The organism is Mesorhizobium sp. LjNodule214 (assembly GCF_964252735.1).
Lineage (GTDB): Bacteria > Pseudomonadota > Alphaproteobacteria > Rhizobiales > Rhizobiaceae > Mesorhizobium.
The window spans coordinates 270,560-291,871 of sequence record NZ_CAXUPE020000002.1 but is presented as its reverse complement, the minus strand read 5'-3'; the positions used below and the strand labels follow the sequence as shown (position 1 = coordinate 291,871).

Genomic DNA, 21,312 nt, shown 5'->3' with positions numbered 1-21,312 from the left:
CGAATTGACAGAGACTGCCGGTTCGTGGTCCGGAGACAGGCGGAACGATCGGGAATGCAGGAATGACGGAAACACGGCCGAGGACGCCGCCGACCTTCGAGCAGCTGCGGACGATGGCCGGGCAGGAGCTTGGCGTGTCGGAGTGGACGACGGTCGACCAGCACCGCATCGACCAGTTCGCCGAATGCACGGGCGATCATCAGTGGATCCATGTCGACCCTGAAAGAGCGAAACGGCAAAGCCCGTTCCGCACCACGATCGCGCACGGCTATCTGACGCTGTCGATCATCGGTGCGTTGGCGCTCGGAATGGGCATCGTGCCCGAAAACACGCAGGCCGCCTTCAACTACGGCTTCGACAAGGTGCGCTTCCTGGCGCCGGTCCGGGTCGGCGCGCGCATCAGGCTGCGCACGACGCTGCTGTCGATGGAGGACAGGGGTCCCGGCCAATATCTGATGAAGGCCGCCAACACGGTCGAGATCGAGGGCGAGCAGAAGCCGGCTTTGACCGCCGAGACGCTGGTCATGCTCTACGAGCGCCGCAAGCGGGCAGGGGCCTGAGCCCCTATGCCTGCTTCTGACGCTTCGCGACGGTGCGCCAGGAGAACACCGCGAGACCAAGCGCGACCAGCGCAAGCACCGTGGCCGTCTGGAAGGTGATCTGCATGCCCCGGGCAGCTTCCGCGGGCGCCAATATCGCATCGCCCGAGCCTCCAGCCGATGCGACGGCGAAGACGGCGCCCATCAACGATGCGCCGGTGATCAAGCCAAGATTGCGCGACAGGTTGAGCAGGCCGGAAACGACACCACGCTCGCCAGCACCGACACCGGTCATAGCGGCTGCATTGTTGGACGTCTGGAACAGCGCGTAGCCGACGCAGGTGACGCTGATCGGAACGACATAGCTGGCGATGCCGAGTTTCGTCATGGCCAGCGACAGCAGGAAAGTGCCCGTGGCGAGGACGAGCAGGCCGGCGACCATCATCCTGTGTGCTCCAAAGCGATCGGCAAGGCGTCCGGCCACCAGCGCCGACAGGGTCGAGATCAGCGGGCCGGTCGACACCACGAGACCGACCATTGCGGCATCCAGCCCGAGCCCACGAGACAGATAGAATGGCGCAACCACCAGGGTCGCCATTATCACGGTGGCAACGATGAGGCTTGTGGTGAGGCTGGTGCTCAGCTCGAGATCACGAAAGCTGGCGAGCTGGATCAACGGGCTTTTCACCTTCGTTTGTGCTCGGGCGAACAGAATGATGCCGATGCCGGCCGCTGCCAGCAGGCCGATATTGAGTGAGCCGAAGCTGCCTCTGCCAAGCGTCATGGTCAGCGCATACGCGGCCAGCGTCAGGGCAAGCAGGATGGTGCCTATCGCATCGAATTCGCCTCGATCGGCTTGCGCGGTCTTAGCGCGGGCCGGCAGGGCACGCCAGGCTAGAGCGAAGGTCAGGATCCCCAGGGGGACATTGATGAGGAAAATTGCCCGCCAGCCGAAGCCGCCGATCAAAAGGCCGCCGAGCGACGGGCCGAGTGTCGTGCCGATCGCCGACATGGCGCCGAGCAGGCCCATGGCGCTGCCGGTTCTGGCCTTGGTCACCGTTTCCGCGACAAAAGCCAGCGTCAGGGCCATCATCAGCGCCGCGCCAAGCCCCTGCATGGCCCGTGCGGCAATCAGCAGCCAGAGGGTCGGCGCCATGCCGCACAGCACCGAGGCGAGCGTGAATAGCGCGATGCCGCCAAGCAGCAACGGCCGGCGACCGAACATGTCGGCCAGCCGTCCGGCACTGACGATCAATGTGGTGATGGCGAGCAGATAGGCGAGAACCACCCATTGCACGGCCTGGAACGATGCGCCGAACGTTTGCATCAGCGAGGGCAGGCCGACGCTGGCGATGCTGGTTCCGAGCGAGGACAGCAGCGTGGCAAGCGAAAGGCTTGCCAGCGCCCAGCCTGCGGATTGGGTCTGTTGCGACGCCGCTACGCGCTCGTCCCGATTTTGCTCAGCGATTGCCAAGGCGATCTCCTTTCTGTTCGCTCCAGAACCGGAGCTTTCAGAGATCTAGTCTTTTGACTGATATGGCGGAAGGCGCAGCATTTGCATCTTATTCATGCACAGAACGCCATGTCACGTGCTATGGTCCGCCGATGGCATCGCCCGATCTCAATTTGATCTTCGCTCTCGACATTTTGTTGGCCGAAGGCAGCGTGGCGCGCGCCGCCCAGCGGCTGGGCCTCAGCCCCTCGGCAATGAGCCGGACGCTGGCGCGCCTGCGCGAGGCAACGGGCGATCCATTGCTGGTCCGCGCCGGCCGCGGCCTAGTGCCGACGCCGCGGGCACTGGAATTGCGCCAGCAGACAGGGCGTGTCGTTCAGGACGCGGAAGCGTTGTTGCGTCCGGCGAGGCTGCTCGACCTTTCACGTCTCGACCGGACGTTCACGCTGCGCACCAATGAAGGTTTCGTCGAGGAGTTCGGGCCTCGTCTTGTCGCCCGCATCGAAGCGGATGCGCCTGACGTGCGGCTGCGTTTTGCACCAAAGTCCGACAAAGACGTCACCTCGTTGCGCGAAGCGGCGATTGACCTGGAGATCGGCGTTGCCGGCGAAACCGGGCCTGAGGTGCGTATCCAGGCGCTGTTCCGCGATCGCTTCATCGGTGCGGTACGAAAAGGCCACCCTCTCAGCGAGGGGATCGTCACCGCCGAGCGTTATGCGGCCGGCCGCCATATCAGCGTTTCCCGGCGTGGCCGCGAAAGAGGGCCGATCGACGAGGCCTTGAGCCAACTCGGATTGCAGCGGACTGTGGTGTGCATGGTCTCCGGCTTTTCGGCCGCACTTGCCATGGCGCGCGCTTCCGATCTGATCGCCAGCGTCCCTGAGCGGCATTCGCACGGGGCACGTGCCGGCATGTTCAGCTTTCCCCTGCCGGTCACCACCTTGGAGGTCACCATCTCCATGCTCTGGCATCCGCGTCTCGATGCCGATCCGGCGCAACGCTGGCTGCGGGATTGCGTGCGGGAGGTTTGCGCGTCTTCTCGCTGACTGGTGACGACTAAATCAGCGTGACATCGCCGCTTCGAGCGTGGTGAAAATCCGCTCGTCTCCGCATTGGGCAACATTGAAACGGAGGAAACGGCTGGCGGTCTGCGACAGGCTGAACGCATTGCCGGGCGCCAGCACGATGTTGGTGGCCAAGGCGCGGCGGGCCACTTCTGTCGCATCCACCCCATCCGGCAGGCTGCACCACAGGAACAGGCCGGCCGGCTGCTCGATCCAGGGCGTGATGCCGATCGCCTTCAGGCGGGCGCTCGTTTCGCCCATGGCGCGCGAAAGCCGCGCCCGCAGCAAGTCCATGTGCTTGCGATAGCTGCCGTCCTTGAGCAGCGTCAGCACCAGCTCGGCCGCGAGCCGGCCGCCGCCGAAGGTCGTGGCGATCTTGAGGTCGGTCAGTTGTTCGATCCAGTCGCGGGGCGCCGAGATGTAGCCGCAGCGTACCGACGCCGAAAGCGTCTTGGAGAAGCTGCCGATATGGACGACCCGGCTAAGGCCATCGAACGCCGCGAGGCGCGGGGCAGGCGTGTGCTCGAAATCGGCGAAGATGTCGTCCTCGACGATTGTCAGATCCGACTGGTCGGCGAGCTTCAGCAGCCGATGCGCGGTGACTGGCGACAGGATCGCGCCGGTCGGATTGTGGATGGCGGAATTGGTGATGTAGAGGCGCGGCCGGTGCTCGGCCAGCGCCTGGGCGAACAGCTCGATATCAGGTCCTGACGGCGTGTAGGGAACGCTGACGACCTTGGCCCGGTGGGCGCGCAACAAGGCATGGAAGTTGAAATAGCAGGGGTCGTCGACCAGCACCGTGTCGCCGGGTTCGAGCAGGAAGCGGCAGAGGAGGTCGATGGCCTGCGTGCCCGATTCCGTCAGCATGATCTGCTCTGGCGACGCCTCGATGCCGTGCCCGGCCATGCGCCGCGCGAGCAGATGGCGCAGAACCGGCAAACCGAGCGGCGTGCCGTAGTCCGCCAGCGTGACATCGTCGGCCCGCGCCACTGTGCGCAGCGCCCGGCGCAGTCCGGTCTGAGGCATCCACGAGGCCGGCAGCCAGCCGCAGCCAGGTTTGAGGGTCTCGTCGCCGGCCTCCAGCGACTGGCGCGAAACCCAGAGCGGATCGACGGCCCGGTCGAGCCGAGGGCCGATCTCGGCCAGCGACAGTGGCGCCAGCGGTCCGGCGGCGTAGAAGCCGGAGCCCGGCCGCGAGCGGATCGTGCCTTCTGCGGCGAGCCGTTCATAGGCCTCGACCACGGTCGACTTTGACACCTGCATCGTGCCGGCGAAGGCCCGGATCGACGGCAGCCGCGCCCCAGGCGTCAGGGTGCGCGCGGCAATCCTGTGCCTGATCGCCGCCATGACCGCTTCGACAAGCGTTCCTTCGCTACCGGTTTTTGGATCTGATGTGTCCATCTGTACTTCTCGATGAGCCATAACAGTTTTGCCGAACTGTACCGTATTGTCTCTGGCAGCGCCATGCCCCGAACCTGTACGGGAGGGTAAACGGAGCAGATCATGGACAAGAGTTTGAACGGCTGGGTGAACGGCTTCGTCGGCGTGCTGATTTTCAGCGGCTCGCTGCCGGCGACGCGCGTGGCGGTGATGGATTTCGATCCGACATTCCTGACGTCGGCCAGAGCGGCGATTGCCGGACTGCTTGGTCTGGCATTGCTGCTCCTGTTCCGCCAGAAACGTCCGGAGCGCGGCGATCTGCTGTCGCTGGTGATCGTGGCGTTGGGTGTGGTGGTCGGCTTTCCCTTGCTGACCGCTCTGGCGCTCAAGCACGTAACCTCGGCCCATTCCATCATCTTCGTCGGCCTGCTGCCGCTGGCGACCGCGATCTTCGGCGTGCTGCGCGGTGGCGATCGGCCAAGGCCGGCCTTCTGGCTGTTCTCCTGCCTCGGCAGCGCGCTTGTTGTCGGCTTTGCCCTGAGCCAAGGCGTGTCCGCCTCACCGACCGGCGATCTCCTGATGCTGTCGGCAATCATCGCCTGCGGGCTGGGCTACGCCGAGGGCGCGGCGCTGTCGCGCAAGCTCGGCGGCTGGCAGGTGATCTGCTGGGCGCTGGTGCTGTCGCTGCCGATCATGCTGGTGCTGACATTTGCGACGATGCCGCCATCCTTTGCCGACGTCGGCTCCGGCGCTTGGATTGGCTTGGCCTATGTCTCGCTGTTCAGCATGCTGATCGGCTTCGTGTTCTGGTATCGCGGCCTGGCGCAAGGCGGCATTGCAGCGGTGGGGCAGTTGCAGTTGCTGCAGCCTTTCTTTGGTCTCGCGCTGGCGGCAACGCTGCTGCACGAGCAGGTAAGCCCGCTGATGCTTGTCGTTACGCTTGGCGTGGTGCTTTGCGTCGTTGGCGCCAAGAAATTCGCGAAGCAGGATTTGCCGCGCCGCGCGGCTGCGTAATGACGGAGTTGTCCGTCACGAGAACTTCGTCACCACACCGATGCCGATGCCTTCGAAGCCGCCCATCGCCATCAGTGCGGCGGGTGCCTCCTCGAGGCTGATCTTCTTGCCGACCAACTGTTCCGGCTTCAACTTGCCGGTGCGGATCATCTCCATCATCGCCGGGTAGCGGTAGGCCTGCATGCCGTGGCTGCCGAGGATCTCGAGCTCGAAGGCGATCACCTTGTCCATCGGCACCTGCGGGCGTGCGTGCTCGGCCAGCATCAGGCCGACCTGCACGTGGCGGCCGCGGCGGCGCAGATTGGCAATCGAGTTGAACGAGGTGGTCGGGTGGCCGAGCGCGTCCATCGACATATGCGCGCCGCCATTGGTGATCTGCTTGACCGCCTTGACCACATTCGGCGTCGTTGCGGCGTTGATCGTCGCCACCGCGCCGATCTTCTTGGCGAACTCCAGCTTCTCGTCGGTGAGGTCGATGGCGATGACATTGGCGCCCATCGAGCTGGCGATCATGATCGCCGACAGGCCGACGCCGCCGCAGCCATGCACGGCCACCCATTCTCCCGGCTTCACCCGGCCCTGGTCGACAATGGCGCGGAACGAGGTGACGAAGCGGCAGCCGAGGCTGGCAGCGGTGGCGAAGTCCATCTCGTCAGGCAGGCGTACGAGGTTGGTGTCGGCATGGTCGATGGCGACATATTCGGCGAACGAGCCCCAGGCGGTGAAACCCGGCTGCGTCTGGTGCTCGCAGACCTGGTGGTTGCCCGAGTTGCATTCGAAGCAGCGGCCGCAGCCGACGGCGAACGGTACGGTGACGCGCTCACCGGCCTTCCAGCGGGTCACCCGCTTGCCGACGGCAACGACGACACCAGCCAGCTCGTGGCCCGGCACATGCGGCAGGGTGATGCCGTCGTCATGGCCCATCCAGCCGTGCCAGTCGCTGCGGCAGAGCCCGGTCGCCTCGACCTTGATGACGACGCCTTCCGGCGCCGGCTTTGGATCGGGCACGGTCTGGATCGTCGGCGCTTCGCCGAATTTTTCGAAGACTACGGCTTTCATCGGCAACTCCCTGTGCTCTGTCCCGATCTTGCGGCTATTCCGCGTCTATCTGATTCTCAGGCGCCGCCTTCTGGAAGGCTGGCAGCGCCATGCAGGCGGAATGAATGCGCGAGATAGTGGGGTACGGCGTCATGTCGACGCCGAAGCGGGCGTTGTTGGTGACCTGGGCGACCAGGCAGATGTCCGCCAGTCCGGGCGTATCGCCGTGGCAGAATGTACCACTCTGCGGCGATGAAGCCAGAATTTTTTCAAGCGGCTGGAAACCTTCGTTCACCCAGTGCCGGAACCAGTTGACGACGTCCTGGTCGCCGGCGCCGAACAGGGTGCGCAGCGAGGTCAGCACACGCAGATTGTTCACCGGATGGATGTCGCAGGCGATCATCTGCGCCAGCATTCGGACGCGCGCCCGGCTGAGCGCATCCTTCGGCAGCAGCGGCGGTTCGGGCTTCGTCTCGTCCAGATATTCGATGATCGCCAGCGACTGCGTCAAAAGCGTACCGTCGCCCAGGATCAGCGCCGGCACCAGCCCCTGCGGATTGACGGCGAGATAGGCTGCTTCCAGATGCTCGCCGTGGCGCAGATGATGCGGCACGTAGTCGTAGGTCAGGCCCTTCATCTCCAGCGCGATCCGCACCCGGTAGGAGGTGGAGGAGCGGTAGTAGTTGTGAAGGACGAGGTCGCTCATCGGATCACGCTGTCGCCTGGCCGATGGTCAGTTCGATCGTGCCTATGCCGTCGACACCGCCGGTGATCGTCTGGCCCGGCCCGACCGCGCCGACGCCGGCGGGCGTGCCGGTGAAGATCAGGTCGCCGGGCTCCAGCTCCAGCGCCTCGCTGCAGATCGACACGATGTCGGCGATCGGCCAGATCAGTTCGGCAAGGTCGCCGTCCTGCCGGACCGCGCCGTCGACGGCCAGCCAGATGCGACCTTTCTCGGGATGGCCTGAGGCCTGTGCCCGAACCAGCGGGCCGCACGGGGCCGAGCGGTCAAATGCCTTAGACCAATCCCAGGGCCGCGCCGCCTTCTTGGCCTCGTCCTGAAGGTCGCGGCGGGTGAGGTCGACGCCGACGCCGTAACCCCAGACATGGTCGAGGGCCTGCGTGCGCGGAATGCGGAAGCCCGCCTTGCCGATCGCGGCGACTAGCTCGATCTCATGGTGCAGGTTGCTGGTCAGCGGCGGGTAGGGGATCGTCGTGCCCGAATCGACCACCGCATCGGCCGGCTTGGTGAAGAAGAAGGGCGGGTCGCGCTCGTCATTGCCGAGTTCGCGGGCATGCGCCGCATAGTTGCGGCCGACGCAGAAGATGCGGCGTACCGCAAAACGTGCCTCAGAGCCCGCGACGGCCACCGAAGGGGTTGCGGGCAAGGGGAGGACGAATTCTGTCATGCACGGTCTCTGCCAAAGCTATGGTTTTGTTCGCCGGCACATTCGACCGATTTGGACGGCCGAGCAAGCGCCGGCCAAATATGGCGATGTACTATCTTGCAATAATCTGGCCATGGTCGCGGGATTATCCTATTCTGAGCGAAGTGAAGCGACCTCACCATGACCGCAGTCAACGATCGCGCCAGATTTCTGATCATCGACGACCATCCGCTGTTTCGCGAGGCGCTGCATAGCGCCGTGCAAATGGCCTATCCGGACGTCGATACGGTCGAGGCGCGCTCGATCGCCGAGGCGCTCGATCTTCTGGCCGGCACAAAACTGTTCGACCTTGCGCTGCTCGACCTCAGCATGCCCGACGTGCATGGCTTCGACGGGCTGCTGCAGCTCAGGACCCGCCATCCGCGCCTGCCGGTGGTCATCGTCTCGGGCTATGAGGAGCCGAGGATCATTTCCGAGGCGCTGTCCTATGGCGCTGCCGGCTTCATCCCGAAATCGGCGCGCAAGAGCGATCTTGCCGCCGCCATCCGTTCGGTGATGGATGGCGCCATCTATGTGCCCGAAACCTATGAAGGCCAGCCGCCGGACGCCGACAGCGCCGATCGCGCCGATATGCTGCAGCGCCTGTCCAGATTGACACCGCAGCAACTCAGGGTGTTGCAGATGCTGCGCCAAGGCATGCTGAACAAGCAGATCGCCTATGAGTTGCAGGTCGGCGAGACCACGGTGAAGGCACACGTCTCGGAGATCCTGCGCAAGCTCAACGTGTATAGCCGTACCCAGGCGGTGATCGAAGTGTCGAAGCTGGATAATGCCGAGCTGTTTCGGGATCAGGCTGGGTTTTAGCGCCACCTGAAAAGTGCACTGTCACCATAATTCAGGCTGAAGGCGCACTGTCACTGTAATTCGCGGATAAAGAGCATGGAAGGTCATAAATTACTGCTTATCAAGGTCTAAATATGCCGAATTGAGCGTAATATTACGGTCTAATACAACGATGCTACACTCGTAGTAAATAAATGAAGTGATCGGATTTTGCTCCGGCTCATTGACTCCGGTACTATATACCACTTTAAATATTTTTCGAATCATCCGCCTGTCGAGCCAGTTATCGTATTCCTTCGGCATGTTTTCTTCATCAGGTCGACCAAGATACGCCCAAACGTCACTTCTTTTTATCGCCTTTATGTTGCCGAATTGCTCCGTCAATTTTTCGGGCGACAGCGCATCCTCCCATCTCGATGAAGGGTCAGTGATCTGATGGTAAAATACCAGCAGAAGTACCATAGCAGTTGCAACACTCAGCGTTACTGACAAAAATATAGAATGTTTGCCGATGCTCATTTGTATGGGTTCCCCAGCACCAATGCTTCCAAAATCACCAGAAACTGTCGGAGCTTGGCCATTAGCATTCAGACTTCCCGTGTAAACGGCCGTATGCCCGTATTACGGTGACAGTGCGCTATTTCTTCACTTGCCGGTGTAGGCAGGTAGACTACCTCGCGAACTTCCGCGCCATCTGCCTGCTTTTCTGACTCGCCCATTTCGAATCTCTGATCGTGGCGAGTGAACTCTTCAGCATGCCAAGCTCTGCGTCATCGAGAAAGGGAAGCCAGGTCACGGCAAGGTCTGTCCATGGCCTAGATCCGGACTCAAAAGCTGCGGCGACGACTTTCCAGGCCGGGAATCTGTCGATTGAACCGGCGCTTTTCGCAAGCTCATTGAGCAACGGTCTGACCTCCGGAAGCGGGCGCTCCAGGAGGAACCAGACTCTGAAGGAATCTTTGGGCTCATCGAGATAGGCCGTGCCGTTTGACCATGAGACGTACCAACGTCCTGCCTCGTCGATTGCCAAATCCGTTCCGTCTGTGATCGCCAGCCTCATCACCTGACTCACGACACCGCTTCAGCGCGAGCCAGCGACACCCTTTTTATCCGATCCGCATGAGCGTGATACAAGATATGTATTGAATGATGCGCCTCGTCGAAGCGGTCCCAAGGGCCGAATTCACCCAAAAAAGGATCAGTCCGTGCGGCGCCGCTTTTTGAGGGCACGCCGAACATATTCAGCACGTCGCTGCGACTGGATGAAAAGGGAATGGCAAGGAGATCGCGATCCAGATTGTCGGCTTCTATGAATATGGTGTCTATCTTTTCATCGCTATCGCAGATGAAGGAAAATTTGTTACGCGCAGAAACGTAATCTATGCGGATTTCCGGAAGATTGTGATCTACGGTTCGTTTGAATTTCCAGGATACAAACGGCGATGACGTCAACAGGGATGACGCCGGCTTTTCCAGGTAATCAAACAACGCGTTAGCCATTCGCTAAGCCAGCAGATGCGCCAGCAGCGCCCTCAACTGCGCCGGCTGCAGCGGCTTGCGCATCAGCTCGATGCCGTCGGCGCGGGCGGCTTTGGCGACAATTTCTGAAGCGTCGGCGGTGACGATCAGCGCCGGAACCGGGCGGCCGAGATAGTCGCGGACCTCGGCGATGGTGGCGGTGCCGAGGTCGCCGCCGTCGAGATGCTGGTCGGCGATGACGATGTCCGGCACCCAGTCCGTATCGCCAAGCATGTCCAGCGCGTCGTCGGTCGAGGTCGCCGCCCGCACCACGCATTGCCAGCGCTCGAGCAGGGACGTCATCGCTTGCAGCACATCGGCGTCGTTCTCGACCAGCAGCACCTTGGTGCCGAACAGGCCGTAGCCGCGCGGCCGTTCCATGTCGGCGGCGGCGGCGATGCCGTCGGCCGAAGCGCCGATGCCGACCGGCACGTCGATGTGAAAAATGGTGCCGCGGCCGACCTTCGACGAGAACGTCACGGGATGGCCAAGTGCTGCCGCCATGCGGCGCACGATGGCGAGGCCCAGTCCCAGCCCGCCGCCGGAAAGCCCGGTATCGGCGAGTGTCGTGCCGCCGCGGTGGAATTCCTCGAACACCGCCTCGCGCTGGTCGTCGGGGATGCCGCAGCCGGTGTCGGCGACATCGATGCGGATGATGTCGCCACGATGCCTGGTGCCAACGAGCACGCCGCCGGAGCGGGTGTAGCGTAGCGCATTGGACAGGATGTTCTGCAGGATGCGGCGCAGCAGGGTGCGGTCGGACCGCACGACGGCGTTGACCGGCCGGAATTTCAGCGACAGCCCCTTCATCTCGGCCACAGGGAGAAAATCCGAGCGCAGCGAGGAGAACAGCGTCTCCAGGCTGACGTCGCCTGTATCGGGCTGCACGACGCCGGCGTCGAGCTTGGAAATGTCGAGCAGCGTGCGCAGCAGATCTTCCATCGTCTCCAGCGAGCGCTCGACCTGCCGCACCAGTTTCTTGCCTTCGTCGCTGGTCTGCAGTTCGGCCAGCGCCGAGACGGAGAGGTGGGCGGCGTTCAGCGGCTGCAGCACGTCATGGCTCGCGGCGGCCAGGAACCTGGTCTTGGACAGGTTCGCCAGTTCGGCGGTTTCCTTGGCGGCGCTGAGGTCGATGTTCGACTGTTCGAGCCGGCGCAAGGTCGAGTGCAGTTCCTCGGTGCGCGTGCGCACCCGGTTCTCCAGCGAAATCGCGGTCTGGAACAGCGAGAAGGCATTGCCCTGCTGGTCCATCGAGCGCTCGACGCGGCTGACCAGCGCCGCGTTGATCTTCTTCAGCTTCTCCAGATCGTTGATGTCTCTCAGCGGCATGAAGAAAAGATCCTATTCCGCCGCCTGGCGCTCGCCGAAGGCGATGCCGGTAAAGGTCTGGTTGAGGTGCATCGACCGGTACTGTTCGCCATAGGTGCCGAAGCCGATGACGTTGTTGACCCGGTAGAGCTCCGAAATGTCGCGAAAGACCTGGCGGTTGCGGGCGTCGAGCCTTCGCAGCACGCAGTCGAAACCGAGGATCATGTCGATGCCGCCCAGCTTTTCCTCGACGTCCCTGAGGGCTGCGCGCGTTGCTTCCACCATGTTCTTCGGCTGGGCGATGGAGAGCACGACGCCATCGTCGATGGCGCAGAAGAACGACAGCGAGCCGTCGGCATGCATCCTCTGGATCGAGCGGCAATAATATTCGCCGCCGACCTTCACCACCACCGGGTGCGAAGCGAAGCTGAGCGGCGTCAGCGTCTGCGGGATGATACCGACCGAAGCGGCATACTCCTCCGCGGCGTTGGTGGCGTTGAATTCGCGCACGATGCGGTGATCGGGATCGGACGCGGTCACCACCAGCTTCTCGTCGGTGGGGATGAAATTGTCGGTCTTGAAGACGTGGAACGGAATTTCCGTGGTGATCAGCACGATGATGGCGCTGTCTGAGGCGACCTTGCCGTTCGAGATCAGCCTGGTCGTCTCGAACTTCAGATCGTCGCCCGCCGAGCCGCCGATCAGCGGAATGTCGTCCAGCCCCCAATGGATGGCCGAGGTCACTGCTTCCTCGGCATAGGAGAGCCCGTCGATGAAGCAGAGCGCGAAGGTGCCCTTGGCCAGTGCGTGGCCGACGCGTCCGCGCAGCAGGCGCCTCAGCGCGGCGACTTCGCCGGTGATCCTGTCCATGCCCGACGAGGAGAGGTTGTCGACCATGATGCTGACCGTCGAAAACGACGCCGAAGGCAGCAGCAAGGCAAGGACGTGGCCTTCCTCCAGACCTTGCGGCGTGATCTCGCCGGCGGTCGAACAGCCGGCATAGGCAAGCGACGGCGCATGCGCCTTCAGCGCCTGGGACAGGGCTGTCGCGTCGACCAGGCTCTGGGAGAAAAACAGCAGCGCGAAGCCGGCGTCGATCGCTGCTGCTTCCGCCGCGATGGCCTGCGCGAAAGCATTGGTGTCGGGCTCATCCGTGGTGAGCGCCGAGAGGCCGCATGCGTAGCGCGTGCTCGAACTGGCCAGCTGCCTTCCTCCTGCAGGTCCTCCAACGCTGTTCTTGTGCGTGTCCGGCACGCGGGGCGTTGCAGGGCATTGTTGTCTTCGGGGGTCGCTTTGGCAATGGGCCGGCCCCCTCAGGCGTGACCGAAAGTACAATATGCGGCGTTTCGGACGAACTGCATTCTCGCGTCGTGGAGGGCGCAAGGCACTTTTTCCCGTGCTTTGTGCGGTATAGGAATAGGCCGATAGCCGCAGCGTCCGGGCAACACCGGTGCCGGGACGACCAAGGTAAATTACCCAGGGAGGTTTCATGTCGGACGTATCGTTGATGGTGAACGGCAAGCGGGTCAGCGGCACTGCCGAAGACCGGACGCTGCTGGTTCATTTCTTGCGGGAAAATCTCGGCCTCACCGGGACGCATGTCGGCTGCGACACCTCGCAATGCGGCGCCTGCGTCGTGCATGTCGACGGCAAAGCGGTGAAGTCGTGCTCGATGCTCGCGGTGCAGGCCTCCGGGTCGAGCGTCGTGACGATCGAAGGGCTGGCAAACGGCGCAGACCTCCATCCGGTGCAGGCGGCGTTCAAGGAACATCACGGCCTGCAATGCGGCTTCTGCACGCCCGGCATGATCATGACCGCGACCGACATGATCGCGCGCCACCCGGAAGGCCTCGACGAGGCGACCGTGCGCGCCGAACTGGAAGGCAATATCTGCCGCTGCACCGGCTACCACAACATCGTCAAGGCGATCCTCGCCGCATCGAAGACGATGGCCAAGGGAGCCAAGGGCAAGGCGAAACAAGCTGCTTGAGGTGAAGTGAGTAGCGAATAGTGAGTAGCGAGTAGTCGGTGTCCGTCTGGCCGAGTTGCAACTCACCACCATTCACTACTCACTAATCGCTACTCACTATTTCGGGAGGAATTTCTGCGATGGGCATTGAAGGTGTTGGCGCTCGGGTCGCGCGCAAGGAAGACAAGAGGTTCATCACCGGCGCCGGCCGTTATGTCGACGACATGGTGGTTCCCGGTATGAAGCATGCGGCCTTCGTGCGCAGCCCGCACGCGCATGCGCAGATCAAGAAGATCGACGTCAAGAAGGCTCAGGCCATGCCCGGCGTCATCGGCGTCCTGACCGGCAAGGAGCTCAAGGCCGACGGCATCGGCAACCTCATCTGCGGCTGGATGATCCATTCCAAGGACGGCTCGCCGATGAAGATGGGCGCCTGGTCGCCGCTCGCCGTCGACAAGGTGCGCTACGTCGGCGACGCAGTCGTCATCGTGGTCGCGGAAACCAAGGGCCAGGCGCGCGATGCGGCCGAGGCGGTGGAGATCACCTACAAGGAACTGAAAGCCGTCGTCGATGCGACGAAGGCGCTCGAAAAGGGTGCGCCGCAGCTCCATCTGGAGGCCGAGAACAACCTCATCTTCGACTGGGGGCTGGGCGATGCCGCCGCCACGGACGCGGCAATCGCCAAGGCCGCGCATGTGACGAAAATGCACATCGTCAACAACCGGCTGGTTCCCAACGCAATGGAGCCGCGCACCGCACTCGGCCATTACGACAAGGCCGAGGACCACTACACCTGCTGGACGACCTCGCAGAACCCGCATGTGGCGCGGCTGGTGATGAGCGCCTTCTACAATGTCGCGCCGGAGAACAAGCTGCGCGTCATCGCGCCCGACGTCGGCGGCGGCTTCGGCTCGAAGATCTTTATCTATCCGGAAGAGATCGTCTGCCTGTGGGCCTCGAAGAAGACCGGCGTGCCGGTCAAATGGGTGGCCGACCGCACCGAGAGCTTCCTCACCGACGCGCATGGCCGCGACCATGTCTCGGAAGTCGAGATGGCCTTCGACAAGGACCACAAGATCATCGGCCTCAAGGTCGACACCATTGCCAATCTCGGCGCCTACATGTCGCTGTTGTCGTCGGCGGTGCCGACCTACCTCTATGCGACGCTCTTGTCGGGGCAGTACGTCATCCCGGCGATCCACTGCAACGTGCGCGCCGTCTACACCAACACCGCGCCGGTCGACGCCTATCGCGGGGCAGGCCGGCCAGAGGCCGCCTATTTGATCGAGCGCGTCATGGAGACGGCGGCGCGCGAGCTCGGCGTCTCGCCGGCCGAACTCAGGCGGAAAAACTTCATCACGGAGTTCCCGTACCAGACGCCGGTCATCATGAACTACGACGCCGGCGACTACGAGGCTTCGCTCAACGCGGCGACCAAGGCTGCCGACTGGGCGGGCTTCCCCGCCCGCAAGGCGGCAGCCGCCAAGCGCGGCAGACTGCGTGGCATCGGCATGAGCTGCTACATCGAGGCCTGCGGCCTCGCGCCGAGTGCCGCGGTCGGCTCGCTCGGCGCCAGCGTCGGCCTGTGGGAATCGGCCGAGGTGCGGGTCAACGCGGTCGGCACGATCGAGGTCCTGACCGGCTCGCAGAGCAGCGGCCAGGGCCACGAGACGACCTTCGCCCAGCTGGTTACCCAGCGCTTCGGCGTGGCGCTCGACTCGGTGTCGATCGTGCATGGCGACACCGACAAGGTGCAGATGGGCATGGGCACCTCCGGCTCGCGCTCGGCCGCGGTCGGCATGAGCGCGGTCGCCAAGGCGCTCGACAAGGTCGAGGCCAAGGCCAAGAAGATCGCCGCCCATTTGCTTGAGGCCGACGAGGGCGACATCGTCATCGAGGACGGCGCGCTGAAAGTCGCCGGCACCGACAAGCAGGTGCCGTGGTTCCAGGTGGCGCTGGCCGCCTACACCGCGCACAATCTTCCCGGCGGCATGGAGCCCGGCCTGAAGGAGACGGCGTTCTACGATCCGTCCAACTTCACCTTCCCGGCCGGCTGCTACATCTGCGAGGTCGAGGTCGATCCGGAAACCGGCATGACCGAGATCGTCCAGTTCGTGGCGGCCGACGATTTCGGCAACATCATCAACCCGATGATCGTCGAGGGGCAGGTGCATGGCGGTATCGCCCAAGGCATCGGCCAGGCATTGCTGGAAGGCGCCCACTATGACGCCAGCGGACAATTGCTGACGGCAAGCTACATGGACTACACTATGCCGCGCGCCGACGACCTGCCTTCATTCAAGGTCTCGACCTCGAACACGCCGTGCCCGTCCAATCCGCTCGGCGTCAAGGGCTGCGGCGAGGCCGGCGCGATCGGTTCGCCACCCGCGGTGATCAATGCGATCACCGATGCCATCGGCACTAACGATCTTGCCATGCCAGCATCGCCGTCCACGGTCTGGGCTGCGATCCGCGCGACGACGAAGCACTGAAACAGGAGTGGGTAGGAAGTAGTGAATGGTGAATAGAAGAGCGCTTTACCAAGGCGGCACCTGACCATTCACTACTGACTACTCACTATTCACCAAGCACTCTTCATCCAGGGGAGAATCCCATGTACGCAGTCAACTACCACCGCGCCACCTCGGTCGCCGATGCCGCCAAGCTGTTGAAGAGCGGCGATGCGAAGCTCTTGTCTGGCGGCATGACGCTGATCCCCGCCATGAAGACGCGGCTTGCCGCACCCACGGACTTGGTCGATGTGTCGCGCATCAAGGAGTTGCAGGGCGTCAAGGTGTCGGGCAAGACCGTGACCATCGGCGCCGCCACCACGCATTGCGATGTCGCCAACGACGAGAAGCTGAAGAAGGCTTGCCCGGCGCTCGCCCACATGGCGTCGCTGATCGGCGACCCGGCGGTGCGCCACAGGGGAACGATCGGCGGTTCGATCGCCAACAATGATCCGGCCGCCGACTACCCTGCAGCGCTGCTGGCGCTGGGGGCAACAATCGTCACCAACAAGCGTCAGATTGCCGCCGACAAGTTCTTCAAGGGTCTGTTCGAGACCGCTTTGAAGGATGGCGAGATCATCACGGCGGTGAGCTTCAGCGCGCCGGCCAAGGCTGCCTATGAAAAGTTCCGCAATCCGGCATCGCGCTATGCGATCGTCGGCGTGTTCGTGGCCAAGGGCAAGGATGGGGTCAGTGCTGCCGTCACCGGTGCCGGTGATGACGGCGTGTTCCGCTCGAAGGAGATCGAGGCGGCGCTGGCGAAAAATTTTGCCGCATCGGCGCTCGACGGCGTGAAAGTGCCGGCCAAGAATTTGATGACCGACATTCATGCCTCGGCGGACTATCGCGCCAATCTGATCGCGGTGATGGCCAAGCGCGCGGTGGCTGCAGCCAACGCCTGAGCGCTTGCAGGTCATGAATCGAGAAGGGGCCTTCACGGCCCCTTTTCTTTGGTTCAGGCTTGCGCAGTGCGATCAGGCCGCCCTGCTATTTTTCTGCTTGGCAAGATAGCGGCGCAGGCCGGCCTCGCCACGCGGCGTGGTCCAGCGATGGTTCCAGGCAAAGGCGTGGCGCAGGATCGGTGCCAGCAGTTTCAGGATCGGCCTCAGCACCGTCACCTGCCAGATCAGCTTGACATGGGTGCCGGTCCCGGACGGCGACAGTTCCGCCCGCCAGAGCCCGTCGAAATCGCCAAAAGTCTTGACCACCACCAGCCGGCCAGGTTGGAGTTCGGCGGCCTCGACGATGAAGTTCAACTCGTAGGGCAAGGCGCCTCGGGCCCGGGCTCGTGCCCGCGAGCCGACGATGCCCTTGCCCTTCCTGTCGAGCGGCGCAACCTCCTTGTAGACATCGCCCCACCAGAGCGGCAGCAGTTCGGCATCGGAGAGCACCTCCCACACCTCTTGCGGCGTCGCCTCGGGAATGTCCCAGCTCTCGTCGAAGCGGAAGACGTTGCTCGGCATGGTGTTTCGCCCCCGGCTGGCGGAAGCAATTACATTAGCCTTGGCTTGTTTACAGCGCCAGTGCAGTTCACTGGCGGGTTAGCGGCCGATCTGTCGGGCGTAGTAGCGTACGGCCTTCTTGCCGCCATGGATCACGGCATCGCCGACCTCGGCAAAGCCGAGCGCGGCATGGAAGGCATCGGAGGCCGGGTTGGGCGGGTCGGCATTCACCTCGCAGGTGACGATGGTGTGGCCGGCGCGCGAAACCTGGTCGAACAGATCCTCGTAGAGTCGGCGCGCATGGCCACGGCCGCGCGCTTGGGCCGCGACGACCACCCGGTCGACATAGACGAAGCGCCGATAGCGCTCGCGGAACCAGAGGAAGTTCGGGCTGTCGTATTGGGCATCCTGGTCGAAGGTCATGATGAAGGCTTCGAGCGCGCCGATGCGGCGCGCGTAGAATGCTTCGCCGATCAGGAAGGACAGCCGCTCGGGCTCGAGCCACGACAGTTCGGCCGCATGCTCGTTGTTGAGCGCCAGGATGGCGGGTTCGTCCTCGGGCAAGACCCGGTCTATCGGCAAAGATGCGCTCATCGTCACGCCCTGGCAGCCGCGATGGTCGCCGCCACCAGTGCCTTGTCGGTGATGGTGGTGCGGTATTCGCGATCGAGGTCGGTGCCGCCCATGCCGACATGCGGATTGCGGTAGCGCATTAGGCTCGGCACGTCGGAGAGCGCGGCGAAATGCATTTCGCTCAGGCCGGTTTTTTTGAGCACCTCGGCGATGTTGTCGGGGGCGAGCGCACCGCAACCGAGGATGATGATGCGGTCGCCAGCCTGTCGGACAAGATCGGCCAGCAGGTCCGCCCCCTCCAGCGCCGTGTCGCGCTGGCCGCTGGTCAGCACGCGGCCGACCTTGCAGCGGATCAGGGCTTCAAGTGCCTCGGCCGCATCGCGCGTCATGTCGAAGGCGCGGTGGCAGGTGACGTTGAGCGAACCGGCCGCCTGCACCAGACCGCTCATGCGCTGCTCGTCGATGGTGCCGTCCGCATTGAGGCAGCCGACCACGACACCGGCGGCGCCGAGATCGCGGAGCGCGCCGACATCGGCCAGCATCGAACGGTATTCGGTCTCGCTATAGAGAAAGTCACCGCCGCGCGGCCGCACGATGACATGGAACGGAACGGTCGCAAGCTCGAGCGCGGCGCGCACCGTGCCGAGGCTCGGCGTGATGCCGCCTTCGACCAGGCTGGAGCAGAGTTCGACCCGGTCGGCGCCGGCGGCTTGCGCGGCGAGCAGCCCGTCAATGCCTTCGACGCACAGTTCGATCAGGGGCAGGCGTGCATTTCTGGCCAAGGGGCGATCCATTCATGATTGCAGACGGCCAGCCCTAGCATCGGGCCTGTCGTCGTTAAAGCAGCAATGATCGGTCCAACACGCGACAGGGGGCGCCTGGTCAGGGCCAGGCCATGCTTGACATATCCATAACTGAAGAGTTATGTATAACCCATAGCTGACGGGTTATTGGTTGCGTGACCGACGACCGTCCACCCGAAACAAATTGGAAGGAGACCGATCATGCAAGCACGACTGAAAAACCCGGTGATGCTCATTCCCGGCGCATTGCAGGCGCTGCTGGCACTGGACAAGTCGACGGAGGCCGCCGACGTGCCCTATGTGACGCGCAAGCTCGTTCACCTGCGTGCCAGCCAGATCAATGGCTGCAGCGTCTGCGTCGACATGCATGCGCGCGAACTGAAGAAGGCCGGCGAAAAGGACGAGCGTGTCTTTGCCGTCTCCGCCTGGCGCGAAACGCCTTATTTCAACGATGCCGAACGCGCAGCCCTTGCGCTGGCTGAAGCCACGACCCGGCTGAGCGACCGGGCGGATGCGGTGCCCGACGATATCTGGGACGAGGCCGCCCGGCACTATGATGAGAAGGGGCTGGCCGCGCTGGTCGTCCAGATCGCGCTCATCAATGCGTTCAACCGCCTCAACGCCGCCACCAGGCAGCCGGTCGGCGCCTGGGGTTGAAGCAGTTCCAGGAAAAGTGCGCAGCGGTTTTCCGTCCGGAATTGCGTGAAAACAAACCTTTGGAGCGGTTCGCCGCTCCAAGTGCGGCTACTGGCGCAGCACTGTGTTCTTGGCGCCTTGCTCGACCTGGTCGATGACCAAAAGCTTGACCGGGCCGTCGCCGACATTGGTGGCCTGGTGCCACTGGCCGATCATCTCGACGATGAAATCGCCCGTCTTGTAGGTGTTGCTCTTGCCGGTCTCGACATTCGTGACTTTGAGCGTCCCGGCCTCGACATAGGCATAGCGGGGAAACGGATGCTTGTGCACCGGCAAGGTCGCGCCCACCGCAATGTCGAAGGTCGAAACCAGGACCTGGACGTTTTTTTGCGGCAGCGTGATCGGCTGGCCGGAGGCCGTCTCCGTGCGATCGGCAAGCGGCGTCACGACAACCGGAGTTGCGCTGCTGTCCAGCGCCTCGGCGGTGTTTGCACAAAGCGCGGCGCAAAGCAGCAGCGCCGATGCCAGGATGTTTCGCATGGTTCCTCCCGAAGACACTGTCGCACCATTGCCCGGCAGGCATGCGCGTGCAAGCGCATCTCGCAGAGCCGAACAGGATAGGGGTCGCAGACCCACCGTCGGGCGGAATGGCAGCGGATCCGGAATCTGAAAATCGATGCGATCGATTGATCGCTGCTTTTTCGAGGATGGCCGGCGCCGCAGGGGGCGGGGAGATTGGGGTTGCCTGGTGGCGCCGGCCACGCGGCGTCAAGTCCGCCGCTGAGCCAAGCATAGCAAAGTCCGCCGGATTGATTATTGCGCGATCGCGTAAGCCGGCCCTTCGGCCCTTGCGCAGCATCATAGGGTGTCGGTCAAATCATTGTTCGTTTTGCGTGCCCGGCGCCCTCAGGCCTCGATCCCTTCGCCGGTACTCGGCATTGTCGCTCGTGGCATTGATGTGCTGCGCTACTCTTTGGGAGGAGGGGCGCTCAATCGCCGGTAGGGGACACCGTCGAAGACTGCCGTCACGAAGTCAGCAACCGACATCTTGCGTTTGCGGCCGTCGCTGCATTTGTAGACCGGCCAACCGTCATCGCTGCATTCGCTGGCGGCGCAGATGCGGGCCAGGCAATTTCCGGTCGTCAGCCGAAAGCCGCCCGTGCCAGCAAAACCCTGCAACAGGCTGCCGTCCGCCGCCCGCCATGTCCGCGCACGGAATTCCGCGCGCAGGAGCCTTGGCTCGAGAGGGACCGCAAGGTCGTTTTCGCCACCCCGCGCCGTCAGATTGAGACGATTGCGCGCCATTCCCGTCGTGTAGGCGGTTACCAGGTCCGATTCGCCTGCATAGGCTCTCGCCATGTCGGAGCGGTCGAGCAGATGGGAGATGCGCGCGGCTGCCTCGACCGGCTTCGTCGCGTCATTGGCGCGACCATCGGAGATGAACGCGTGAGCAGCCAAGAGAGCCAGGGCGTGCCCTGAAAACCGATTCCTTGCCATGGTCCAATGCCCCCATTGCATCCATTTGACATGGATTTCGGCCAATAGTTGCAGGAAACCGCCAGGAATCAAGGATTGCTTATGTCCGGCCGGCCAAAGGCACCATGCGTGCATATGCCGTACGCAACCGAATAGTCGTCGGTTAGCCAGGTCTCTTAAGCCTTTGGAAAGATTGGCTCCCCGGGCCGGATTCGAACCAGCGACCAACCGGTTAACAGAGGGTTTCTAGGGCGATTTCCTGCATCGGCGTGCGACAGCTTGAAATTCTATAATTTCTAACAATAACAATTGATTAGCGGTTCACCTCGTCGCTACATGTCGCGGCCGGTATCGACAA

23 protein-coding genes are annotated in these 21,312 nt (G+C 63.2%); 8 read left to right on the top strand and 15 right to left on the bottom strand.

What is annotated here, in order from left to right; all coding sequences use genetic code 11:
• Positions 1-62 precede the first annotated feature (62 nt).
• Positions 63-560: a MaoC family dehydratase gene (locus tag ACSQ3Z_RS15310; protein ID WP_436172175.1), complete on the top strand. Its 498-nt coding sequence runs from the start codon at positions 63-65 to the stop codon at positions 558-560.
• 4 nt (positions 561-564) lie between these two features.
• Here ACSQ3Z_RS15310 and ACSQ3Z_RS15305 read toward each other — a convergent pair whose 3' ends face one another.
• The gene (locus ACSQ3Z_RS15305) at positions 565-2,013 is read right to left on the bottom strand and encodes an MFS transporter (protein ID WP_436172174.1); all 1,449 of its coding nucleotides are present in this window, start codon (positions 2,011-2,013) and stop codon (positions 565-567) included.
• 131 nt (positions 2,014-2,144) lie between these two features.
• Here ACSQ3Z_RS15305 and ACSQ3Z_RS15300 point away from each other — a divergent pair, with 131 nt between their 5' ends.
• Entirely contained in the window at positions 2,145-3,038 is an 894-nt protein-coding gene (locus tag ACSQ3Z_RS15300) for a LysR family transcriptional regulator (RefSeq protein ID WP_436172173.1), read from the top strand.
• A gap of 15 nt (positions 3,039-3,053) precedes the next feature.
• Here ACSQ3Z_RS15300 and ACSQ3Z_RS15295 read toward each other — a convergent pair whose 3' ends face one another.
• Positions 3,054-4,457 (bottom strand): PLP-dependent aminotransferase family protein, encoded by a 1,404-nt coding sequence (locus ACSQ3Z_RS15295; RefSeq protein WP_436172172.1) that lies wholly within the window; start codon positions 4,455-4,457, stop codon positions 3,054-3,056.
• A 102-nt stretch (positions 4,458-4,559) separates the two neighbouring features.
• Here ACSQ3Z_RS15295 and ACSQ3Z_RS15290 point away from each other — a divergent pair, with 102 nt between their 5' ends.
• Positions 4,560-5,450 carry a DMT family transporter gene (locus ACSQ3Z_RS15290; RefSeq protein WP_436172171.1) on the top strand — a complete coding sequence of 297 codons (891 nt, stop codon included), beginning with the start codon at positions 4,560-4,562 and terminating at the stop codon, positions 5,448-5,450.
• Between the two features lie 15 nt (positions 5,451-5,465).
• Here the strand turns inward: ACSQ3Z_RS15290 and ACSQ3Z_RS15285 are convergent, their stop codons facing one another.
• The 3 genes from ACSQ3Z_RS15285 to ACSQ3Z_RS15275 are packed head-to-tail and all read right to left on the bottom strand — an operon-like array spanning position 5,466 to position 7,897.
• A complete protein-coding gene (locus ACSQ3Z_RS15285) occupies positions 5,466-6,509 on the bottom strand; it encodes a zinc-dependent alcohol dehydrogenase family protein (RefSeq protein WP_436172170.1) in 1,044 nt (347 codons plus the stop codon).
• Positions 6,510-6,543: 34 nt separating this feature from the next.
• Complete coding sequence (maiA, locus tag ACSQ3Z_RS15280; protein ID WP_436172169.1) at positions 6,544-7,194, bottom strand: maleylacetoacetate isomerase; 651 nt, start codon at positions 7,192-7,194, stop codon at positions 6,544-6,546.
• Positions 7,195-7,198: 4 nt separating this feature from the next.
• A complete protein-coding gene (locus tag ACSQ3Z_RS15275; protein ID WP_436172168.1) occupies positions 7,199-7,897 on the bottom strand; it encodes a fumarylacetoacetate hydrolase family protein in 699 nt (232 codons plus the stop codon).
• 159 nt (positions 7,898-8,056) lie between these two features.
• Here ACSQ3Z_RS15275 and ACSQ3Z_RS15270 point away from each other — a divergent pair, with 159 nt between their 5' ends.
• A complete protein-coding gene (locus tag ACSQ3Z_RS15270; RefSeq protein WP_436172167.1) occupies positions 8,057-8,740 on the top strand; it encodes a response regulator in 684 nt (227 codons plus the stop codon).
• Positions 8,741-8,830: 90 nt separating this feature from the next.
• On the opposite strand, the gene ACSQ3Z_RS15265 is transcribed toward ACSQ3Z_RS15270, so the two are convergent.
• From ACSQ3Z_RS15265 to ACSQ3Z_RS15245, 5 genes are all read right to left on the bottom strand, one after another.
• Positions 8,831-9,238, bottom strand: coding sequence for a hypothetical protein (locus ACSQ3Z_RS15265; RefSeq protein ID WP_436172166.1), 408 nt, complete (start codon positions 9,236-9,238; stop codon positions 8,831-8,833).
• A 151-nt stretch (positions 9,239-9,389) separates the two neighbouring features.
• Complete coding sequence (locus ACSQ3Z_RS15260; protein ID WP_436172165.1) at positions 9,390-9,779, bottom strand: hypothetical protein; 390 nt, start codon at positions 9,777-9,779, stop codon at positions 9,390-9,392.
• An 8-nt stretch (positions 9,780-9,787) separates the two neighbouring features.
• Positions 9,788-10,219, bottom strand: coding sequence for a hypothetical protein (locus ACSQ3Z_RS15255; RefSeq protein ID WP_436172164.1), 432 nt, complete (start codon positions 10,217-10,219; stop codon positions 9,788-9,790).
• A gap of 3 nt (positions 10,220-10,222) precedes the next feature.
• Positions 10,223-11,566, bottom strand: a complete 1,344-nt coding sequence (locus tag ACSQ3Z_RS15250; RefSeq protein ID WP_436172163.1) for an ATP-binding response regulator — start codon at positions 11,564-11,566, stop codon at positions 10,223-10,225.
• Between the two features lie 12 nt (positions 11,567-11,578).
• Positions 11,579-12,799, bottom strand: coding sequence for an FIST N-terminal domain-containing protein (locus ACSQ3Z_RS15245; protein ID WP_436172162.1), 1,221 nt, complete (start codon positions 12,797-12,799; stop codon positions 11,579-11,581).
• A 235-nt stretch (positions 12,800-13,034) separates the two neighbouring features.
• Between ACSQ3Z_RS15245 and ACSQ3Z_RS15240 the strand changes: the two genes are divergently transcribed.
• From ACSQ3Z_RS15240 to ACSQ3Z_RS15230, 3 genes are all read left to right on the top strand, one after another.
• A complete protein-coding gene (locus tag ACSQ3Z_RS15240; RefSeq protein WP_436172161.1) occupies positions 13,035-13,535 on the top strand; it encodes a (2Fe-2S)-binding protein in 501 nt (166 codons plus the stop codon).
• 119 nt (positions 13,536-13,654) lie between these two features.
• The gene (locus tag ACSQ3Z_RS15235) at positions 13,655-16,006 is read left to right on the top strand and encodes a xanthine dehydrogenase family protein molybdopterin-binding subunit (RefSeq protein ID WP_436172160.1); all 2,352 of its coding nucleotides are present in this window, start codon (positions 13,655-13,657) and stop codon (positions 16,004-16,006) included.
• 122 nt (positions 16,007-16,128) lie between these two features.
• Positions 16,129-16,926: an FAD binding domain-containing protein gene (locus tag ACSQ3Z_RS15230; RefSeq protein ID WP_436172159.1), complete on the top strand. Its 798-nt coding sequence runs from the start codon at positions 16,129-16,131 to the stop codon at positions 16,924-16,926.
• 72 nt (positions 16,927-16,998) lie between these two features.
• Here ACSQ3Z_RS15230 and ACSQ3Z_RS15225 read toward each other — a convergent pair whose 3' ends face one another.
• From ACSQ3Z_RS15225 to ACSQ3Z_RS15215, 3 genes are all read right to left on the bottom strand, one after another.
• Positions 16,999-17,487: an SRPBCC family protein gene (locus ACSQ3Z_RS15225; protein WP_436172158.1), complete on the bottom strand. Its 489-nt coding sequence runs from the start codon at positions 17,485-17,487 to the stop codon at positions 16,999-17,001.
• Between the two features lie 78 nt (positions 17,488-17,565).
• On the bottom strand, positions 17,566-18,060 hold the full coding sequence (locus ACSQ3Z_RS15220) for a GNAT family N-acetyltransferase (RefSeq protein WP_436172157.1): 495 nt from the start codon (positions 18,058-18,060) through the stop codon (positions 17,566-17,568).
• Between the two features lie 2 nt (positions 18,061-18,062).
• Positions 18,063-18,833: a copper homeostasis protein CutC gene (locus ACSQ3Z_RS15215; protein ID WP_436172156.1), complete on the bottom strand. Its 771-nt coding sequence runs from the start codon at positions 18,831-18,833 to the stop codon at positions 18,063-18,065.
• Positions 18,834-19,043: 210 nt separating this feature from the next.
• Here ACSQ3Z_RS15215 and ACSQ3Z_RS15210 point away from each other — a divergent pair, with 210 nt between their 5' ends.
• Positions 19,044-19,499: a carboxymuconolactone decarboxylase family protein gene (locus tag ACSQ3Z_RS15210; RefSeq protein WP_436172155.1), complete on the top strand. Its 456-nt coding sequence runs from the start codon at positions 19,044-19,046 to the stop codon at positions 19,497-19,499.
• A gap of 87 nt (positions 19,500-19,586) precedes the next feature.
• On the opposite strand, the gene ACSQ3Z_RS15205 is transcribed toward ACSQ3Z_RS15210, so the two are convergent.
• Positions 19,587-20,018 carry a cupin domain-containing protein gene (locus ACSQ3Z_RS15205; RefSeq protein WP_436172154.1) on the bottom strand — a complete coding sequence of 144 codons (432 nt, stop codon included), beginning with the start codon at positions 20,016-20,018 and terminating at the stop codon, positions 19,587-19,589.
• A gap of 426 nt (positions 20,019-20,444) precedes the next feature.
• Complete coding sequence (locus ACSQ3Z_RS15200; RefSeq protein WP_436172153.1) at positions 20,445-20,975, bottom strand: hypothetical protein; 531 nt, start codon at positions 20,973-20,975, stop codon at positions 20,445-20,447.
• Positions 20,976-21,312: the final 337 nt, after the last annotated feature.

Excerpts from the sequence above, each read along its gene's own strand:
- ACSQ3Z_RS15310 (WP_436172175.1), top strand. The coding sequence starts at position 63 with ATGACGGAAACACGGCCGAGGACGCCGCCGACCTTCGAGCAGCTGCGG.
- ACSQ3Z_RS15300 (WP_436172173.1), top strand. The coding sequence starts at position 2,145 with ATGGCATCGCCCGATCTCAATTTGATCTTCGCTCTCGACATTTTGTTG.
- ACSQ3Z_RS15295 (WP_436172172.1), bottom strand. The coding sequence starts at position 4,457 with ATGGACACATCAGATCCAAAAACCGGTAGCGAAGGAACGCTTGTCGAA.
- ACSQ3Z_RS15290 (WP_436172171.1), top strand. The coding sequence starts at position 4,560 with ATGGACAAGAGTTTGAACGGCTGGGTGAACGGCTTCGTCGGCGTGCTG.
- ACSQ3Z_RS15285 (WP_436172170.1), bottom strand. The coding sequence starts at position 6,509 with ATGAAAGCCGTAGTCTTCGAAAAATTCGGCGAAGCGCCGACGATCCAG.
- maiA (WP_436172169.1), bottom strand. The coding sequence starts at position 7,194 with ATGAGCGACCTCGTCCTTCACAACTACTACCGCTCCTCCACCTCCTAC.
- ACSQ3Z_RS15275 (WP_436172168.1), bottom strand. The coding sequence starts at position 7,897 with ATGACAGAATTCGTCCTCCCCTTGCCCGCAACCCCTTCGGTGGCCGTC.
- ACSQ3Z_RS15270 (WP_436172167.1), top strand. The coding sequence starts at position 8,057 with ATGACCGCAGTCAACGATCGCGCCAGATTTCTGATCATCGACGACCAT.
- ACSQ3Z_RS15265 (WP_436172166.1), bottom strand. The coding sequence starts at position 9,238 with ATGAGCATCGGCAAACATTCTATATTTTTGTCAGTAACGCTGAGTGTT.
- ACSQ3Z_RS15260 (WP_436172165.1), bottom strand. The coding sequence starts at position 9,779 with ATGAGGCTGGCGATCACAGACGGAACGGATTTGGCAATCGACGAGGCA.
- ACSQ3Z_RS15255 (WP_436172164.1), bottom strand. The coding sequence starts at position 10,219 with ATGGCTAACGCGTTGTTTGATTACCTGGAAAAGCCGGCGTCATCCCTG.
- ACSQ3Z_RS15250 (WP_436172163.1), bottom strand. The coding sequence starts at position 11,566 with ATGCCGCTGAGAGACATCAACGATCTGGAGAAGCTGAAGAAGATCAAC.
- ACSQ3Z_RS15240 (WP_436172161.1), top strand. The coding sequence starts at position 13,035 with ATGTCGGACGTATCGTTGATGGTGAACGGCAAGCGGGTCAGCGGCACT.
- ACSQ3Z_RS15235 (WP_436172160.1), top strand. The coding sequence starts at position 13,655 with ATGGGCATTGAAGGTGTTGGCGCTCGGGTCGCGCGCAAGGAAGACAAG.
- ACSQ3Z_RS15230 (WP_436172159.1), top strand. The coding sequence starts at position 16,129 with ATGTACGCAGTCAACTACCACCGCGCCACCTCGGTCGCCGATGCCGCC.
- ACSQ3Z_RS15225 (WP_436172158.1), bottom strand. The coding sequence starts at position 17,487 with ATGCCGAGCAACGTCTTCCGCTTCGACGAGAGCTGGGACATTCCCGAG.
- ACSQ3Z_RS15220 (WP_436172157.1), bottom strand. The coding sequence starts at position 18,060 with ATGAGCGCATCTTTGCCGATAGACCGGGTCTTGCCCGAGGACGAACCC.
- ACSQ3Z_RS15215 (WP_436172156.1), bottom strand. The coding sequence starts at position 18,833 with ATGGATCGCCCCTTGGCCAGAAATGCACGCCTGCCCCTGATCGAACTG.
- ACSQ3Z_RS15210 (WP_436172155.1), top strand. The coding sequence starts at position 19,044 with ATGCAAGCACGACTGAAAAACCCGGTGATGCTCATTCCCGGCGCATTG.
- ACSQ3Z_RS15205 (WP_436172154.1), bottom strand. The coding sequence starts at position 20,018 with ATGCGAAACATCCTGGCATCGGCGCTGCTGCTTTGCGCCGCGCTTTGT.
- ACSQ3Z_RS15200 (WP_436172153.1), bottom strand. The coding sequence starts at position 20,975 with ATGGCAAGGAATCGGTTTTCAGGGCACGCCCTGGCTCTCTTGGCTGCT.